The sequence below is a fragment of the Thermoplasmata archaeon genome (assembly GCA_035622275.1).
Taxonomy (GTDB): domain Archaea; phylum Thermoplasmatota; class Thermoplasmata; order Lutacidiplasmatales; family UBA184; genus Lutacidiplasma.
The window spans coordinates 12,552-29,125 of record DASPVQ010000023.1; the positions used below are offsets into that span (position 1 = coordinate 12,552).

Below are 16,574 nucleotides of genomic sequence, written 5' to 3' on the forward strand. Positions count from 1 at the left end.
AAGCCGCCGCGGGGCGGGCGCCTCGGACGAGCCTCCGTCCGCCCCGGCGCCGGTGCCCGGGGACGGTGGAACTCGTCCGGATACCGCGCGCCGCACGCGTTCTGAGGCGCCGTCTCGAGGGGAGGAGCCCGGGGCGGTCCCCCTGAATTCGCCAGCGTGAAGTAGGGCTCGGGGGTCCGAGCCGAGCATGCGGCGACGCGCGCTGTCGGCGTTCGTGGTGACGGCACTGTTCCTGATCAGCACCTTGACGGTGGTCGGGGTCGTGGCGGTCGGGACCTCGAGCCACACGGCATCCCCTCCCGCAGGCGGCGAGGCGGTGCCCGCCTCCGGCGGGGCGCCCGCGAGCCGGAGCCCTGGCGAGACAAGCCCCGCGGGTGATCCGCCGTCCTTCTGCGCTTCGCTGACGAGCATCGACAACGATCCCGGCTACGCGGCGTTCGTGCACCGCGTCCACTCGCCCGCGCTGGGGGCGCGCGCCGCCGGGGTCCCGGCCGCCGATCTGCCCCTTCCCTACGCCGGAGCGTTCGCGGACCAGGACGTGAACGGCGTGGTGACACCTGGGAGCGAGCTGACCCAGGAGTGCGAGCGCGGGCAGCCCACGACCTCGCAGACCGCGCCGACCGGCGTGGCGTACGACGGGCAGACCGACACCTCGGGCGTCCGGGACGTGACGCTCGAATCGAACAGCGTGGCCGGCGTACTCACGGTCAACTCCCCGACTTCCAACTTCTATCCGGGTAGCGGGACCCCGACGGTCTGGGGGGCCCAGGAGAACGTCGTGCTACCGAACGTGACCCTCCTCGGTCAACAATGCCCCAGCGAGCCCTGCGCCGCGAACGGCAGCGGGAACTACGCCTTCTGGGTGCAGAACGTCGTCTCCTACGATTCGAACAGCCAGTCGCTCTCGTTCGTCGACGACACCTGGAACTTCACGAGCTACACGTCCGAGATGCTCAACTCCTCTCTGGTGGACTGGTCGCCCAACGGCGGCAACTACACCGGCACCTGGGTCGCCTTCTCCCAGACCTACCACGTCCCGACGCCGTTCACGGTGACCGTCTACACCAACACCTCCGTGGACGCGGCGGACGACCAGGTTCTCTGGTACAACTACAGCGTGCGGACCCCGAGCGCGTTCATCGGGAACGGCAACTACGACTACCTCGTGTTCGATTCCCAGCCGGCCGGCGGTCCGCACCTCACGCTCCGGCCACCGGACTTCGAAGCGAGCGCGGTCAGCTACCACGTCGTCAACGATGGGTACGAGTTCGACGCGCTCATCGGCGCGGACGACGGGGCGAACCAGCTGATCTTCGCGGCCAATGCGACGATGAAGCTCGAGTACTGCGTCGCGAAGCCGGATTGCTCTCCGACGCACTTCGCCTACGCCAACGTGCCGGCGGCGGTCAACTACGGGAGCCAGACCGGCGAGGAGGCGATCGGGGTCGCCGTCAACTACGTCGGCACGACGGCTTACCTGTCGGCTGGGCCGCTGATCCTGCACGGACTGTGGAACTTCACCGGGGCTCCCGGCGTCGTCCCGGGGAACACCAAGGTGACGAACGCGGTCCAGGTCTCGGGCGATCCCGAGGGTCCGCTCGCCAGCCAACCGTACGTCTTCGTGTTCCTCGAAAACCACGCCGACGCGTACCAGGGCTACCAGTGGGCGCCGGACACGAGTGCCTGGTTCCTGGCCCCCGGCACCTACCGCTACGAGGTCATGCTCGCGGACTACGCGATCCGGACCGGGACGCTGCACGTGGGCACGACGCCGACGACCCTGTCGGCGACATTGCCGTACGATCCGGCTCTCGGTGTGTACACTCCGCTCTGGGCGTTCGGCAACGGCCAGCTCTCCGGCATCTCGTTCTCGGGGACCGGTTCGCTCCACGACCAGTTCCAGCTGTTCAACAATCCGACGACCGGCGCCGACGGGATCGCCACCGACAACCTGAGCGCGTTCTTCTTCAGCGCCAACGACTACCTCTACCCATCGTTCCCGGGCGTGCTCCTGGACGCCACCAGCGCCTATGGCACGCTAGACTCGATGCCCTCCTTCTGCGTCGGGTCCTCGGACGGCTTCGACTTCTACCTCGGTCTCGAGTTCTTCGACACGTCCCACGTCACCCTCCTGAACGACCCCAACCTCGAGGGCTGGCCCGCCTGGAGCGAGATCGCGTTCTACTACGACGTGCCGGCCTCGCAGAACCCCGCGCCCCAGGCGGAGGTGTTCGTGTGGAACTCCTCGAGCGATCTGATCGACGGGAACGACTTCGTGGGCACGAACTCCTTCGGCACGCCGCCGGATGGGCTCGTGCTGTACGGAGGATCGGACAACGTCGTGTGGGGCAACACGTTCACGGACGCCCCGGGCACCACTCCCAGCACGGCGGGGGGGTTCGCCGGGATCGGACTGGGCGAGTCGGGCGACCTGATCTACAACAACAACTTCAGCGTGGACAACCCGGTCGTCTACCTTCCGTACAACTGGCCGAACGTCGCCGATTGCCTGCCGCAGTCGCTCGGCGCCTGCACCGACAACGCGAACGACAACGGCTGGTACTTCAACGTGGCCGCGAACGTCGTCGGGAGCACGTGGAACGTCCCGCTGCAGTCGTCGTCGGTCGCGGTCCACACGGTCGACGGCTATCGGCTCGCGGGCAACGTCCTGGGTCCCGCGGTGACGACGCAGGGCGGCAACTACTACTGGAACTACGGGACGAGCCCGAACAACTATTCGACCCGCCCGTACGTGTCGCGGTTCTACTACAGCATGTGGTCGGAGATCTTCCCGCTCGGTTGCGGCTCCATCGAGGCGCCCGGCGCGCCGTGCGGAACGCCGCCGCCGATCGTCGGCGCCTACGAGAACGGCATCACGGCGGGGGGCGACGACGCGCCGTACGGGCCCACGCTGATCTTCCGGGAGACCGGACTGTCGCTCGGGACCGAATGGTTCGTCACGATCAACGGTACGCGCTACGCCTCGACCCAGAGCACGCTCGCCGTCCCCGAGCCGTACGGGCTCTACGGGTGGTTCGCGATGGCCTACGGCTGGCACGCGATGCCGTTCTTCGGCACCGCGTTCGCGAGCGGCGCGTCGGTGATCTCGCTGTCGTTCGAGCGATCCGGGGGCACCGGGCCGTTCCCGCCCGTGCCGAGCACCACCTCGTACCCGATGCTGGCGCGGCGCGGGGACGAGCGGCGCTAGCGGGGCGAGCGGCGCGCGGCCGCCGCCGCGCGAGTTCGCGAGGCCGCCCCGGTGGGTGCGGCGGCCACGCCCGCGCCGCGACGGCCCAGGGCGAGGTCAGCCGCGAAGGAACTCGCTGGCGCCCTGGAGGAGGAAACGGAGGTCGGCCGCCAGCGAGATGAAGCGGAAGCCGAGCTCGATCGCCGCCCGACGCTCCTCGGAGGAGACCACGAGCGTGCCGGGAACCTTGCCCGCGCTGCGGCAGGCCGCCACCACCCGGGCCATCGCTTCTCGCACCCGGGGGTGGGTTCGCTCGTCGAGCAGCCCGAGACTGAGGGTCAGGTCCTGAGGTCCGACGAAGAGGAGGTCGAGGCCCGGGACGCGCGCGATCTCCTCGACATTCTCGAGCCCCTCGCGCGTCTCGATCTGGACGCCGACGAGCGTCTCGGCGTTCGCGCGGCGCAGGTAGGCGCCCAGCTCCTGCCCGTAGCGGGAGGCAGCGGCCGCGGCGGCACCTCGGGAGCCGTCCGGTGGGTACTTCGCGTACTCGACGGCGCGGCGGGCCTGCTCGACCGTACCTACGAGCGGCACGAGGATCCCGCGCGCCCCCGCGTCCAGTGCCTGCTTGATCCAGTACGGGTCCAGATTGCCGACCCGCACGAGCGGGCTCGGGCCCGGTTCCCGCAGGAGCGCGACCATCGCGGCGAGCGTCTCGGGGTTCAGTTGGGCGTGCTCGGTGTCGATCACGAACCAATCGAAGCCGAGCCCGCGCAGCGCATCGACGACCACGACCGAGGAGGACGAGATCCAGGTGCCGAACGACGGGTGGCCCGACGCGGCGAGACGCTCCTTCCAGGAGTTCGGCATCGCTCGAGCCCACCGCCGTCGGGCTCCGGCGATGCCCTGCGTGGCTTCTAACCTAGTGCCTGGGCGGCGGCGCGAGCGCTCGCGGTCCGGGTGACGCCCGTTCAGTCGGTCCGGTTCGAGATGAGGAACTCGTTGCCGTCCGGGTCGGCGAACGCCGCTCGCACGAAGCTGCCGACCACCGAGTCGAACGATTGCGGCTCCATCGTGACGGTTCCACCCCGCCGGGCGATCTCCCGGCAGGTGGCCGCGGGATCCGGCGAGCGGAACACGACGCCCGAGACGGTGCCCGGCTCCCGACCGCCCTCGCTCGGGCCCTGGACGTGCATCGTGAGTAGCGTGGTCGTCCCCGGAATGCCGAACACGAGGCGGCCGGCCTTCGCATCGACGAGCATCTCCGGGAGCCCCAGCACGTCCCGGTAGAACGGCCGCGCCCGCTCGGGGTCTCGAATGTGTACGGTCACCGCGTGGAGGCCGGAGATCACCGCGTCCATGGCGGGGCACCGGGCGCCGGCGCGTTAAGATTGCGGCGGCCGACCGCCGGAAGGATCTCGGCCCGCGCAGCCCTTAACTGAGCGCACGCCCGTGACCTACGACGTGTCCGCGGGCCCGCGGCGCCTCGCCGCGATCATGTTCACGGACCTCGTCGGGTTCACCCGTCTCGCGCAGCACGACGAGGAGCTCGCACTGCGCCTGCGCGCCGAGCATCAGGCGCTCGTCCACCCGATCATCGCCGCCCACGGCGGCCGTGAGGTGAAGTCGATGGGCGACGGGCTCCTGGTGGAGTTCCCCAGCGCGGTGGAGTCGGTCCGCTGCGCGGTCGCGCTCCAGGGGGCGCTCGCGCACCGCAACGCAGAGACGACCGGGGATCCCCCGCTCGAGATGCGGGTCGGCATCCATCTCGGCGATGTGATCGGCGAGGGCGACGATATCCTCGGGGACGCCGTGAACATCGCCTCGCGCATCGAGCCCCTGGCCGAGCCGGGCGGGATCTGCGTCACCGGCCCGGTCGTCGACCAGGTCCGCAACAAGGTCCCCCTGCCGCTCGAGAAGCTCGGCCCCCAACCCCTGCGACACGTCGACCAGCCGGTCGACGTCTACCGCGTGGTGCTCTCGGTCGGGACGGCGGCGCGCCGCGCGACGGACCCCGAGGTGGCGGAGAACGTCCGGCTCGTCGTGCTGCCGTTCGCGAGCATGAGCCCGGACGAGCGCGACGGGTACCTCGCGGACGGCCTTACGGACGAGCTGATCACGCAGACGGCCAAGATCCCGAGCGTGCGCGTCATCCCGCGGACGAGCGTGCTGCGCTACAAGGGATCGACGAAGTCGCTGCGGGAGGTGGCGCAGGACCTCGGCGTGCGCCTCGCTCTCGAGGGCAGCGTCCGCAAATCCGGCGACCGCCTGCGCATCACGGTGACCCTGGTCGATCCGCGTTCGGAGGACCAGCTCTGGTCGTCGCGCTACGATCGACCGCTCGGCGACATCTTCGCGATCCAGGACGACATCGCGGGCCAGGTCGCCGCCTCCGTCTCGCGGCACGTGGCGCAGCGGGTCGGGGCGCCGAAGATCGAGTTCCGCCGGGGCGCTCCCGACACCCGCGACATGGAGGCCTACGCGCTGTTCTTGCACGGCCGGAAGCTCATGACCGAGCGGCGATCCGAAGAGTCGATCCGCCAGAGCCGGGCCTACTTCGAACAGGCGGTCGCCCGGGACCCCCATTTCGCCCGCGCGCACGTGGGCATCGGCGAGGCGGCGCTCTACCTCGGCGGCGAGGGCGCGGAGGCGTGGAGCGAGGCGATCGCGACGGCGCAGCGCGAGACCACCCGGGCGCTCGAGCTCGACGACCAGATCGCGGAAGCCCACTCGGTGATGTCGTCGATCCTCCTGACGACCGAGGATTTCGCCGGATCCGAGCGCGAGGCCCGCCGCGCCATGACCCTGAATCCGAGCCTCTCGGAGCCGTACCGCTGGCTCGCCCAGATCGCGGCGGGTCGCGGCGAGCTCGACGAGGCGGTCCGCCTCTTGGAGACGGCGCTCGAGATCGACCCGCTTGACGTCAACGTGATCGTGTTCCTCGGGCGGCTGTACTTCTATTCGGGCCGCGAGCGCGAGGCGGTCGCGCACTGGGACCGGTTCGAGCCGCTGGTCCCGTTCCGGATCAACGCCCACCGCACCGAGTACTACGTCGTGCACGACCAGCTCGACCGGGCGGAACGGACGCTGCACGAGATGGAGCGCCTGCGGCCCTCGAGCATCTGGAACGTGATGTGGGGCGGCATCCTCGCGGCGAAGCGGGGCGATGCGGCGCAGGCCCAGCGCGCGATCCGGGCCCTCGAGGAGCGGCCCGACGTCCGGGAGGTCACGGTCTGGGCCGCCGGATTCGTCCGGTACGCCCTCGGGGACATCGACGGCTTCCTCGACGCGATGGAATGGAGTCGGCGGGAAGGGACCGAGCCCGTGGTCGAGCTGATGCACTCACCGCTGTTCAAGGACGTGCGCCGCCACCCGCGCATGATCAAGTTCCTCCAGGAGCGGGCGGCGTCCCAAGTCACCTCGAGCGGGCGTAGCCACTGACGCGACCGGCTCCGGAGGCCGGAACGCGCGCCGAAGCCGCGCGGCGGTCCGAGGGCCGGGGGCGCGCCGACAATCGGCTTTTTCTCCCCCGGTGTCTACCCTGCATCCGTGGCGCGTCCCGTTGCAGCCGGAGTCCTGACAATCGTCGGAGCAATCTTCATCCTCATCGCCGGAGCGGCCCTCGCCGCGATCGGTGCGTTCTTCCTGTCGTTCATCGGCGTCTTCGCCAGCCTGCTCTTCGTCGGGCTCATCGTCGGCCTCATCACGCTGATCCTGGGCATCATGATGCTCGTCAACCCTGGGGGCCACGTGATCTGGGGCGTGCTCGCGATCGTGTTCGCGATCGTGAGCATCCCCTTCGCGCTCGGCGGCTTCTTCATCGGCTTCATCCTGGCGCTCGTCGGCGGCATCCTGGCCATCGTCTGGAAGCCCCCGATGGCGCCGCCGGTCTACATGGGCCAGGCGCAGCCGCCCGCGCCGATGCCACCGCCTCCTACCGGCTGACGCGTTTCGCACCGCCGGGGCGGGGCTTCGACTCCGCCCGCCGGACTGGGTCGGACCGAGGGGTCCGACGGGGCCGATCTGGGAAGAATCTCGGAAGACGCCTATGAGGCACCGCGCGCCTCCGACGGCGCGGGGGTCGGCGATCGGTGCGAGTTCCGGCCGCCGGCCCGCCGAGACCATGGTGCGCGCGACCCCCGAACGCTCCGGCGCCCTCCGCGCGTCGGCGAAGCCTAAAGCGCGGGGGTCGATGGCCACGTCCGACGTGGACAGCTACGCGCGCGTGCTGTGGTGGTTGCTCGCGAGCAGCGCGGGCGCCACGACGCGGGCGAGGGTGTTGATGGCGATCCGTCGGGAGCCGAAGAACGCGCAGCAGCTCGCGAACGAGCTGGGCGTCGACTACACCACCGTCCGACACCACCTGCGCGTGCTCCGGCAGAACCACCTGATCGACTCGACCGGCGACCACTACGGCCAGGTCTACTCGATCGCGCCCGAGCTGGAGGCGCGGTGGACCGAGTTCGAGGCGATCGTCGCGCGCCATCGTCCCGGCCGCCGCGGGGTCCGATGAGCGGGCCCCGGCTCACCCCGCGCCGCTCGAGCGTCCTGTGGGTGGTCGGGGTCGTCGCGATCGGGCTCGGACTGGGCCTGCTCCTCGCGCTGGCCACACCGGCGCCCCACGGGCCGGGCGGGCCGGGGCCGCGACCGATCGCCGATCCCGCCGCCTTGGCCGCGATCGTGCTGTCGGGGCTCGATCTCGCACTGCTCGCCGCGCTGATCTTCGTCTACCTTCGCACGTTCCTCGAAACGCGCGCGCGCTTCGCCTTCGGCCTCGTGCTCGTGCTGGTGACGCTGCTGGTGCAGATCCTCGCGAGCTCGCCGGCCGTCTTCGGGGCCTTCGGCCTCGGTCCCGGCGGGCTGGTCAACTGGCTCCTGCTGAGCTCGCTCTTCGAGGCCATCGCCCTCACGGTGTTCCTCGGGCTGAGCCTCGAGTGACCTCGGGGGCGAAGGGAAGGGGTTAGCCGGGGCCCAGCGCGAACCGGCCTCGGACGCTCAGGCCGAGGACTCGTTCGACGGCGCCGTCATGTTCGTGCAGTTGCCGGAGCCGCCGGGTGGCGGGCCGAACGGGGGGCCGATCGGACCGTTACCCGGCGGGGGTAGCCCGGTCGTGTTGTTCGACGTGTGGGACGTTGCGTCCCGCACGTCGGACGTCGTCGCCGCGGCCGCGGGCGAGCCGAGCAGGCCGACGAGGACGACCGCGATCACGACGGCAGCGGTCGCTCCGACCACCCCGAGCGCGAGGGCCTTGCGTGCGCGCATGGTTCACCTCCGGTATCCCGGAGAGGGGGGGGGACCCAAGCCCGTTTTCCGAGAACGCGCCGGAATCTCTCCCGAAAGCCCCCGGGATCGACAGTATCCCGTGTCGGGACAGCGGCTCGGTCGCACACGGGAGCGCTCCGAGAGCGGGCCGTCCCGCCCTCGGCCGCAACGTCCAAAAGGTGCTGGGGTTTCGGTCGGGCCTGTCCGCTGCGACCTGCACGGGGTGCGGCGCGCCGCTCCCCGCCGATGCCGCCTTCTGCGCGTTCTGCGGCAAGGCCGTGCCGACGGCCGCCAATTCGGCCCCGCTGCCCAGCGCGCTCGCGTCGCCGCCTCCGCCGGCCGCCCCACCCCCGTACGCTCCCTACGGGAGACCCCCCCGCGCCTCCCGCCGCTCGCGTCGCTGGATCGTGGTAGTGGTGGTGGTCGTGATCGTGGTGGCGATCGTCGGGTTCGTGATCTACGAGAGCCTGGCCCCGGTCGTCTCCGTCACGGGGATCAACGTCTGGGCGCCCGACAACGTCTGCGGCTACAACGCGAACTCGATCGGCTACTACGGGTTCAACGACTCGCCGGGCGTGACCGACTCCTTTGCGTTCCCGCTGCCGAACTTCAACGCCACGAACTGCACGATCACGGGCGTCACGACGAATACCTCCGGCTTCGGACTGTCGAACGTCGGCGTCCCGCTCACGCTTCCCGGTGGAGGAAACGGTACGCTGTACGCGAGCATCAGCCTGCCCGGCTCGGCCTGGTCCGGCTACCTCAACCTCGTCTTCCGCTGACCCGGACGGCGGGCCGTCGCCGGCGCGCTACCGTCGCCGACGGCGGGCGTTCGCCGCCTTGGGCCCTGGGCGGGAGCCGGTGGCACGGCGCGGACGCGCGCGGCGCGCCGGGCCCGTGCGCCGCGTTGCCGGGCGGCGCTCCGGCATCGGGGTGAGGGGCTCCCAGAGCGCGATCAGGTTCCCCTCGGGGTCCGCGCCGATGAAGCTCCAGCCCATGCCGGGGACCTGCATCTTCGGAACGACCTGGCGTCCGCCAGCGACCTGGAAGGTCCGGATCGCGTCATCGATCTTCTCGACGGCGACGAAGTTCCGCGGCCGGTCGTCCGCCCCCATCTTCCGGTACATGCCGCCCCCGACGCTCTCGCCCTGGGGGCCGGTCGAGATCAGCCAGTAGTCCATCTCGGGCACCGGGGCCTTCGTGAACTTCCAGCCGAAGACCTCGGTGTAGAATCGGCTGAGTCGCTCGGTGTCGGTCGCCGGAATCTCGAAATGCACGATCGTTCGGGACGGCATGGTCACATCGTCCCGGGGACAGGGCACGGCGCATAAACCGCTACGGGTCGTGGCTCGGTGCCGCGCGGGCGATGGCACCTAAGTACGCCGATCGGGTTCGGTGCGCATGCGCCTCCAACAGCCCGGCCTTCGCGTGACCCATCTCGGGCGCTCGCTGCGCTTCTACACGAAGGGGCTCGGTCTGCGCGTGGTCCGGCGGGGGGACACGCGAGGGTGGGGAGGCGGCCTCTGGGTGCTGCTGCGAGACCCTCGCTCGGGCCGCTACCTCGAGCTCAACTGGTATCCGCCCACCTCGATGTTCTACTCCCGGTACACGACCGGGGAGGCCCTCGACCACATCGACTTCACGGTCGGGGTGCGGCCTCGCGCGGAGATCGACCGGATCGTGCGGAGGCTGCTGCGACACGGTGGCCGACCGACGCGCTTCACGACGACGACGACGAGTGGCTGGATGGCGAGCGTCCGCGACCCCGACGGGATCTGGATCACGATCGGGCGGCGCCCCACTCGCGCGGAGCGCCGCGCGATCGCAGACGCCGCGGCGTGACCGAAGGCCGGGACGCAGGCCTTACGCGCGCCGCCGGCGGACGGAGCTCTCGAGCGCCGGGGCGAAGCGCGTGCGCCAGACGCTCGCGTCGGCCGTCCGATTCGCCCGGACGCGCTCGGCAATCGTGCGCGGGGACGCCCGGCCCCGGATCCGCTCCAGCCGGAACGCGCGGAACTCGAGATGGCACCGCCGCGGGCCGTCGGGGACGATCCGGTAGAGGTGTTGCGAGTACCGGTACGGCCCGTTCACGTGCGTATTGGTCCAGGCCAGCCGATCCGGGTCGAGCTGGACCAACCGTCGGATCGTGAGGGGACGGCCGTTCGCCCAGGTCGTGTCGGAGAGCAGGAGCGTGCCGGGGGCCAGCGGTCGGATGGCACGTCGCATCCGCTGGCCGAACAGCTTCCCGTCGGACGGCCGGTAGTCCGTGAGCCACGCGTACGCCGTTCTCGCCGGCACCCGGAACGACTGTCGGAACTCGTAGCGCACGGGAATCGTTGCCATCGCCGTCGACCTCGGCATGCCCGGAGGGCGACCTCCCAGAAAAGCTTCTGCGGACAATGGGGCGGCCTTCCGCGGAGGCGCGGTCGCGCGTGCCGCGCGTTCGCTTCGCGTCGCTCGATAGGTTAATCCCCCGGTCCCCGCGACGCTCACACCGTTTCTGTGGCTGCCGACGTGTCCCTGACTCCTGCGATCGCGCCCGCCGACGCGGTCGATCCGCGGGCGCGCCGGGGGCATCGTCTCGCCGTCAGCGCCAGCGGGGCGGCGGCCGTGGTGATGTCGTACCTGCTTGCCATCGGTCTCTGGACCCAGGACCGCTACTATCTCGAGCTCTCGCTCGGTGCGGGGGTCGCCGCGCTGGCGGCCGGGGTGGGCTACCATGCCTGGGCCTCGAGGGCCCGGGCCGCTGACGCCCCGCAGGAGCCGCCCCGGATCTTCGCCGCCGGCGCGCGGACGTCGCCTCCCGCCGTCGCCGCGGCCGGGACCGTCGGCCGTCCGGATCCCACGACGCCCCAGAGCGGGATCGGGCAGGCGACCGTCCAGGGGGCCGCGGAAGGCGGCCCCCGGATCTGGCAGCAGTGGGACGCCCCGACACCGTGGTCCAAGACGCTCGGCTCCCCCCTCATCGGGCCGGTGCCCGAGACGGCATACGTGCCCCATGCGCCCGGCGCGTTCGTCCCGTTCCCCTCCACGGAGCAGGACATCGTCTACGTTCCGGGGGCCGTGCTTCGCCCGCTCCCGGTCGCAAGCCCCTGGGCCCTGGACCGGTTCCCATCCGATCCCCACCGCTCCGGCGCCGTGCGCGGTCACAGCGGCGGTCGAGCCCGCAGCGCCCGTGGGGGCCGGACCGAGCCATTCTCGGACCGAGAGCTCGATGAGCTTTTCCCACCGGGGCCGCCGCGACCGGAGGGCGGAGCAGCGGGCGCGATCGCACCGGCGATCCCCTCGATGACGGGGCCCGGGCCCTCGTGTGCCCTCGCGCTTCGGACCCCACCGATGATCGGGGCCGCGGGGCCAAGACGCCTTTCGCCCGCTCCCGCACGATCGCCCGGAGGCCCGCCGTCGATCCCCGGCCCACGACCCGGGTCGACACGCCCCTCCGCGACGGCCGAGGCCTCGGCTGCCGCGGCCCCCGTGCGGCACGCCATCTACCTCGAGGCGATCAATCCGATCCCGCCGCACCGCCGCGAAAGCGAGCGACGATCCCCGGGCGAGCGTCCCGCGCCGCCGTTTCGGAGCCCCGACACGCTGCGCTCCTGCGCCGTGTGCGATCGCGGCCTCTCGGACTTCCGGTCCTGGGCAGAGTGCGCGAAGTGCTATCGTCCGGTGTGCCGGCTCTGCCTGTCGATCTCGCTGCTCTCGGGGTACGACGGCCTCTGCTCGACGTGCCGGCCCGGGCCCACGCCGGCGGCCGGCTGAGGGTGCGCCCGCCTAGGCGGCCGGGTCGCGGGCGATCTCGCTCAGGAACCAGGTCCGCCGCTCGGTCTCGTCGATCCAGGCCTCGATCAGGCTCGCCGTCGCCACGTCGCCCACGCGCTCGCAGATCTCGTGGGTGGATCGCAGCGAACGCGTGAACGCCCGATTGTCGTCGCACAGCGCCGCGATCATCGCGGCCGGCGGCACGGCCTCGCGATCGTCGTCCTTGAGGCGCTGGTGGCGGGCGATCTCGCCGATCGAGTGGATCGTCGGAGTTCCGATCTTGCGGGCCCGCTCCGCGATCGGGTCGGCCATCGCGAAGATCTGGTCGCCCTGCTCGTCCAGCAGCAGATGGTAGTCGCGGAAGTGACGTCCGGTGAGGTGCCAGTGGAAGTTCTTCGTCTTCACGTAGAGCGCGAAGACGTCCGCGAGCAGCGCGCGGAGAGACCGTGCGATCTCCTCCACCCCGGCCCGGTCGAGGTCAGTCGGGACCGCCATCGCGGCGGCGTGGCCCTCTCTCAGCGTCGGAGATGCGGTCTTCGCCATGGGGTGTTGCTCCTCTCGCGGCAAGGCTAACGGCGCGATAACCCCTGAGGTTCGGCCGGCTCCGATCGACCGACGCCGCTGCCGGCTCGCGGTGCCGCGCATCGGGCGCACCTGCCTCGGGAAATCCCCCCGGAGCTTGGCCGGGCCGGACGGACGTGAGCGAGCTCGCTGCGGAGTCAGCCGGTTTCCTCCGGCAGCTGGCCCGGGTCGAGCTCGGCCGATTCGACCTGCTCGGAGGGCTGCGCACGGCCGTGCTCGTGCTGGTCCCCTTCGCGATCGGGATCGCTTTCGGCTGGGGATTGGCCGGCGTCGTCGCCACCCTCGGGACGCTGAACGTCGTCCTCGTGATGTCCCCACCCCCCGCGGCGACGCCGATCCACCGTCTGGCCGTCGCCGCAGTCACGAACGCGCTCGCCTTCGGGGCTGGCGCCGCCCTCGTGCTCCTGCCGACCGTCCTCCAAGTGCCGCTCGCCGGGGCCGGGGTGCTGGTCGCGCTCCTCCTGCTGCGGGATCCCCGCTGGGACCTCGTCGGACTGACGGCCGCGGTGATGTTCGTGGTCGCCATCGGTCTTCCGGTCAGCGGTCTCGCCGTGGTCCCGTACCGCGGCGGATTCTTGCTCGCCGGCGGGCTGTGGGGCGTCGCGGGCCTCGTCCTGCTGGCACCGCTCGGCCGGCGATACGAGGCCGCCCGCTGGGCGCGATTCCCCCGGCCCGCGACGACCGCACCGCTTCTGTGGCGGGAGGTCGTCCGGCACGCGCTGCTGGTGGGCGCGACCGTCGCCGCGGGCCTCGTGATCGGGTTGGGCCTCCATTTGGAACGGGACCCGTGGATCATGCTGACCGTGATCGTCGCCCTGCGGCTCGACCTGCGCTCCACCCTTGCCTACGCCGTTGCCCGCATCGCGGGCACGATCGCGGGCGCGGGTCTCGCGTTCGTCGTCACGGAGACGATCGTCGACCCGGCGGCGTTGCTGGGCGTTCTCGCGGTCGCGACCGTCTTCGCCTACGGAGGTCGGAGCGTGAACTACACGTTCTTCGCTTTCTGGATCACTCCGGTCGTGATCGTCCTGCTGAACCTCGTCTATTCCGGGGGGCCCGCGCTCGCGGTGACCCGGGTGGTCGACACCGTGATCGGTGGCGGTCTCGCGCTGCTCGCCTCCCTGCTGCTCTGGACGTACCTGCGTCTCGGCCGACGCGCGGGCGCCCGATCCGGTGCCGGGGAAGCGACCCGCTAGCGCGGACGGTCCCGGCTGCGCGTAGCGTTAAGTGCCCCGCCCCGTCTCGCCCGAGGCCCATGGCAACCCCTCCCGCCGCTGGCGACGCCCAGCTCGAGAGCGAGGTCCAGGAGGACCTGATGCGGCTCGATGCGTACCGCAACCAGCTCAACTCGATGCTCCAGCAGTTCCAGATCCTGAGCGCGTCGCGCACCGAACACCTTCGGGCCCGCGAGAGCCTCGAAGGGGTCGAGCGGACGTCGGGCGGGGCCGAGATGCTCCTTCCCCTCGGCGGCGAGACGTACGTCCGGGGCTCGGTCGATCGCGAGGCGGCGGTGCTCATCGGGATCGGCTCGGGGATCGTGGTCGAGATGGAGCGGCCGAAGGCCTCCGAGCTGCTCGCGCAGCGCCTGGTCCGCATCGACCAGGCGATCCGCGAGACGGAAGGCCAGATGGCGGCGCTCGACGACCGGATCCAGGCCCTGTCGCGCCGGCTCGACCAGATCGCCCGAGCGGACGCGGCGGGCTCGCATGTGGGCCGCAATTAAGTCGCGGCTGCGCCGCCGGGAGGCCGACGAGGAGACTCCGGCCGTCGGCTCCGCGACGACCGCGACCGCCAAGTCCACCACTCCGACGGACGCTTCGGGGCCGCCTCCCGCGAAGTCCACGGGGACGACCGGACCCGTGCCCGCCCGCTCGACCTCCCCGCGTTCCCCGAGCCCCGTCGTGTCGGCCCCCGCGCCGAGCGCGGGGCCCGCGAAGGCGGCCACGACGCGCGAGGCCGTCCGGGACGCCGCCGCGGATGCCTCCCTGTTCACGGAGGGTTTCCTCGGCCGGCGCCTGACGGAGGCCACGATCGACGAGGTCCTCGACGACCTCGAGGTCGCGCTGCTCGAATCCGATGTGGCGCTGCCCGTCGTCGAGCGCCTGCGGCGGGATCTCCGCAAGGAGCTCGCCGGTCGAAAGCTCCGTATGGGCGTCGAGGCCGAGGAGGCGATCCGTCGCTGCCTCGAGCGCTCGACGCGGGCGATGCTGGCGCGCCCACCCCTCGATCTCCCGGCGATCATCCGGTCCCATTCTCCGAAGCCGTACGTGATCCTGTTCGTCGGGGTCAACGGCACCGGCAAGACGACCACGGTCGCCAAGTTCGCCGGTTGGCTCCGGGCGCACGGGCTCTCGAGCGTGATCGCCGCGGGCGACACGTTCCGCGCGGGCGCCATCGAGCAGCTCCTCGTCCACGGCGAGCGCCTCGGCATCCGGGTGGTCCGCCAGCAGGAGGGGAGCGACCCCGCCGCGGTCGCCTTCGACGCGGTGGAGCACGCCCGGGCGAAGAAGGTCGACGTCGTGCTGGTCGACACCGCGGGTCGCCAGCACACGAACGAGAACCTGATCGACGAGGCGCGAAAGATCCGCCGCGTCGTCTCGCCGTCCCTCACGCTGTTCGTCGGGGACGCGCTGAGCGGTAACGACGTGCTCGAGCAGGCCCGCCTGTTCGACAAGGCCCTGTCGATCGACGGCCTCGTGCTCACGAAGCTCGATGCCGACACCAAGGGTGGGGCCGCCCTGAGCGCGACGTACGTGACGAAGAAGCCGATCCTCTTCGTCGGCGTCGGACAGGGCTACGGCGATCTGCGGCCGTTCGATCCGGACTGGATGGTCGGGCGCCTCTTCGCGGAGGGGAGCGCCGGGTGACGGCGCGGATCGAGCTCGTCCTCGTCCGGACCAAAGAGGACGGGAACGTCGGGGCGACGGCGCGCGTCGCCAAGAACTTCGGCGCCGAGCGGCTCGCGCTGGTGGCGCCGCGTGCCCCGCTCGGGGCCGAGGCGAGGAGGCGTTCGATGGCGGGCCTGCCGTTGCTGCGGGCGGCGCGTCGGTTCCGGACCGTCGCCGAGGCGCTGGACGGGATCGACCTCGTGGTCGGCACGACCGACCTGTCGACGGGTCGCTCGACCGCCTACCTGCGGCGCTCGGTGAGCCCCGAGCGGCTCGGAGAGATGCTCGTGCCCGTGGAGGGTCGGGTCGCCCTCCTCCTCGGACCCGAGGACAACGGTCTCTCCCGGGAGGAGCTCGGGCGGTGCGACGTGCTCGTGCACGTGCCGGCCCGGCGGGAGTTCCCGACCCTGAACGTATCGCACGCCGCCGCGATCGTCCTGTACGCGATCCATCGCGCGAAGGGGACCGCCGACCCCGAGACCACGCCCGCGCCGCTCCTCCTCGGTCTCGATGGGCGGGAAAAGGAGCTGTTCCTCGCCCGGGTCGGGGAGCTCCTCGCGCGCATCGGCTACCCCGCGCACAAGCGCAAGGGACTGATCCTGCTCTTCCGACGGGTCCTCGGCCGCTCCACTCCCACGGAGGCCGAGTACCGGATGATGCTGGGACTGTTCCACCATCTCGACCGCACGATGGCGCGATGGCCGGCGTCCCCGTCCGCGCGACGCCGCCGATCGTGAGCGGCCGGCCTCCGTGGCGCCCGGGGTACGGGCAGGGCGCGCTGGGGACCCTGCCCGGATGGCCGGCGGGAGGAACGACGGTCTTTAATCCTCGTGTTTCGTGGGTTCCTCTGTCGGCGATCGCCCTCGAGGACGGTGCGCCGTGAGATCGTGGGGCCCGGG

General features: G+C 71.4%; 18 protein-coding genes. 12 read left to right on the plus strand and 6 right to left on the minus strand.

What is annotated here, in order from left to right:
• Positions 1-187 precede the first annotated feature (187 nt).
• Positions 188-3,208, plus strand: coding sequence for a thermopsin family protease (locus VEL82_06970; GenBank protein ID HXW67596.1), 3,021 nt, complete (start codon positions 188-190; stop codon positions 3,206-3,208).
• 96 nt (positions 3,209-3,304) lie between these two features.
• Here VEL82_06970 and VEL82_06975 read toward each other — a convergent pair whose 3' ends face one another.
• Both VEL82_06975 and VEL82_06980 read right to left on the minus strand, forming a co-directional pair.
• A complete protein-coding gene (locus VEL82_06975; protein HXW67597.1) occupies positions 3,305-4,054 on the minus strand; it encodes an aldolase/citrate lyase family protein in 750 nt (249 codons plus the stop codon).
• 101 nt (positions 4,055-4,155) lie between these two features.
• Positions 4,156-4,545 carry a VOC family protein gene (locus VEL82_06980; GenBank protein ID HXW67598.1) on the minus strand — a complete coding sequence of 130 codons (390 nt, stop codon included), beginning with the start codon at positions 4,543-4,545 and terminating at the stop codon, positions 4,156-4,158.
• A gap of 91 nt (positions 4,546-4,636) precedes the next feature.
• Between VEL82_06980 and VEL82_06985 the strand changes: the two genes are divergently transcribed.
• From VEL82_06985 to VEL82_07000, 4 genes are all read left to right on the plus strand, one after another.
• Positions 4,637-6,625, plus strand: coding sequence for an adenylate/guanylate cyclase domain-containing protein (locus tag VEL82_06985; protein ID HXW67599.1), 1,989 nt, complete (start codon positions 4,637-4,639; stop codon positions 6,623-6,625).
• 108 nt (positions 6,626-6,733) lie between these two features.
• Positions 6,734-7,129, plus strand: a complete 396-nt coding sequence (locus tag VEL82_06990; protein HXW67600.1) for a DUF6114 domain-containing protein — start codon at positions 6,734-6,736, stop codon at positions 7,127-7,129.
• Between the two features lie 247 nt (positions 7,130-7,376).
• On the plus strand, positions 7,377-7,697 hold the full coding sequence (locus tag VEL82_06995; protein ID HXW67601.1) for a winged helix-turn-helix domain-containing protein: 321 nt from the start codon (positions 7,377-7,379) through the stop codon (positions 7,695-7,697).
• Positions 7,694-8,122 (plus strand): hypothetical protein, encoded by a 429-nt coding sequence (locus VEL82_07000; GenBank protein HXW67602.1) that lies wholly within the window; start codon positions 7,694-7,696, stop codon positions 8,120-8,122. The genes VEL82_06995 and VEL82_07000 overlap by 4 nt, the downstream gene beginning before the upstream one ends.
• 57 nt (positions 8,123-8,179) lie before the next feature.
• Here the strand turns inward: VEL82_07000 and VEL82_07005 are convergent, their stop codons facing one another.
• On the minus strand, positions 8,180-8,446 hold the full coding sequence (locus VEL82_07005; protein HXW67603.1) for a hypothetical protein: 267 nt from the start codon (positions 8,444-8,446) through the stop codon (positions 8,180-8,182).
• A 179-nt stretch (positions 8,447-8,625) separates the two neighbouring features.
• On the opposite strand from VEL82_07005, the gene VEL82_07010 reads away from it, so the two are divergent.
• The gene (locus tag VEL82_07010; protein ID HXW67604.1) at positions 8,626-9,228 is read left to right on the plus strand and encodes a hypothetical protein; all 603 of its coding nucleotides are present in this window, start codon (positions 8,626-8,628) and stop codon (positions 9,226-9,228) included.
• A gap of 27 nt (positions 9,229-9,255) precedes the next feature.
• Here the strand turns inward: VEL82_07010 and VEL82_07015 are convergent, their stop codons facing one another.
• Positions 9,256-9,741: a VOC family protein gene (locus VEL82_07015; protein HXW67605.1), complete on the minus strand. Its 486-nt coding sequence runs from the start codon at positions 9,739-9,741 to the stop codon at positions 9,256-9,258.
• 106 nt (positions 9,742-9,847) lie between these two features.
• On the opposite strand from VEL82_07015, the gene VEL82_07020 reads away from it, so the two are divergent.
• Positions 9,848-10,288: a VOC family protein gene (locus VEL82_07020; GenBank protein ID HXW67606.1), complete on the plus strand. Its 441-nt coding sequence runs from the start codon at positions 9,848-9,850 to the stop codon at positions 10,286-10,288.
• Positions 10,289-10,309: 21 nt separating this feature from the next.
• Here the strand turns inward: VEL82_07020 and VEL82_07025 are convergent, their stop codons facing one another.
• On the minus strand, positions 10,310-10,789 hold the full coding sequence (locus tag VEL82_07025; GenBank protein HXW67607.1) for a hypothetical protein: 480 nt from the start codon (positions 10,787-10,789) through the stop codon (positions 10,310-10,312).
• Between the two features lie 159 nt (positions 10,790-10,948).
• On the opposite strand from VEL82_07025, the gene VEL82_07030 reads away from it, so the two are divergent.
• Complete coding sequence (locus VEL82_07030) at positions 10,949-12,205, plus strand: hypothetical protein (protein ID HXW67608.1); 1,257 nt, start codon at positions 10,949-10,951, stop codon at positions 12,203-12,205.
• Positions 12,206-12,217: 12 nt separating this feature from the next.
• On the opposite strand, the gene VEL82_07035 is transcribed toward VEL82_07030, so the two are convergent.
• Positions 12,218-12,700 carry a DNA starvation/stationary phase protection protein gene (locus VEL82_07035; protein HXW67609.1) on the minus strand — a complete coding sequence of 161 codons (483 nt, stop codon included), beginning with the start codon at positions 12,698-12,700 and terminating at the stop codon, positions 12,218-12,220.
• 203 nt (positions 12,701-12,903) lie between these two features.
• On the opposite strand from VEL82_07035, the gene VEL82_07040 reads away from it, so the two are divergent.
• Genes VEL82_07040 through VEL82_07055 form a run of 4 tightly spaced genes read left to right on the plus strand, consistent with a single transcriptional unit; the run spans position 12,904 to position 16,412 of the window.
• Complete coding sequence (locus tag VEL82_07040; protein HXW67610.1) at positions 12,904-13,983, plus strand: FUSC family protein; 1,080 nt, start codon at positions 12,904-12,906, stop codon at positions 13,981-13,983.
• Between the two features lie 59 nt (positions 13,984-14,042).
• Positions 14,043-14,510, plus strand: coding sequence for a prefoldin subunit alpha (gene pfdA / locus VEL82_07045; protein ID HXW67611.1), 468 nt, complete (start codon positions 14,043-14,045; stop codon positions 14,508-14,510).
• Positions 14,494-15,654 (plus strand): signal recognition particle-docking protein FtsY, encoded by a 1,161-nt coding sequence (gene ftsY, locus VEL82_07050; protein ID HXW67612.1) that lies wholly within the window; start codon positions 14,494-14,496, stop codon positions 15,652-15,654. The genes pfdA and ftsY overlap by 17 nt, the downstream gene beginning before the upstream one ends.
• Positions 15,651-16,412, plus strand: a complete 762-nt coding sequence (locus VEL82_07055) for a TrmH family RNA methyltransferase (protein HXW67613.1) — start codon at positions 15,651-15,653, stop codon at positions 16,410-16,412. Before ftsY ends, VEL82_07055 begins: the two co-directional genes overlap by 4 nt.
• Positions 16,413-16,574: the final 162 nt, after the last annotated feature.

Excerpts from the sequence above, each read along its gene's own strand:
- VEL82_06970 (HXW67596.1), top strand. The coding sequence starts at position 188 with ATGCGGCGACGCGCGCTGTCGGCGTTCGTGGTGACGGCACTGTTCCTG.
- VEL82_06975 (HXW67597.1), bottom strand. The coding sequence starts at position 4,054 with ATGCCGAACTCCTGGAAGGAGCGTCTCGCCGCGTCGGGCCACCCGTCG.
- VEL82_06980 (HXW67598.1), bottom strand. The coding sequence starts at position 4,545 with ATGGACGCGGTGATCTCCGGCCTCCACGCGGTGACCGTACACATTCGA.
- VEL82_06995 (HXW67601.1), top strand. The coding sequence starts at position 7,377 with ATGGCCACGTCCGACGTGGACAGCTACGCGCGCGTGCTGTGGTGGTTG.
- VEL82_07000 (HXW67602.1), top strand. The coding sequence starts at position 7,694 with ATGAGCGGGCCCCGGCTCACCCCGCGCCGCTCGAGCGTCCTGTGGGTG.
- VEL82_07005 (HXW67603.1), bottom strand. The coding sequence starts at position 8,446 with ATGCGCGCACGCAAGGCCCTCGCGCTCGGGGTGGTCGGAGCGACCGCT.
- VEL82_07015 (HXW67605.1), bottom strand. The coding sequence starts at position 9,741 with ATGCCGTCCCGAACGATCGTGCATTTCGAGATTCCGGCGACCGACACC.
- VEL82_07020 (HXW67606.1), top strand. The coding sequence starts at position 9,848 with ATGCGCCTCCAACAGCCCGGCCTTCGCGTGACCCATCTCGGGCGCTCG.
- VEL82_07025 (HXW67607.1), bottom strand. The coding sequence starts at position 10,789 with ATGGCAACGATTCCCGTGCGCTACGAGTTCCGACAGTCGTTCCGGGTG.
- VEL82_07035 (HXW67609.1), bottom strand. The coding sequence starts at position 12,700 with ATGGCGGTCCCGACTGACCTCGACCGGGCCGGGGTGGAGGAGATCGCA.
- pfdA (HXW67611.1), top strand. The coding sequence starts at position 14,043 with ATGGCAACCCCTCCCGCCGCTGGCGACGCCCAGCTCGAGAGCGAGGTC.
- ftsY (HXW67612.1), top strand. The coding sequence starts at position 14,494 with ATGTGGGCCGCAATTAAGTCGCGGCTGCGCCGCCGGGAGGCCGACGAG.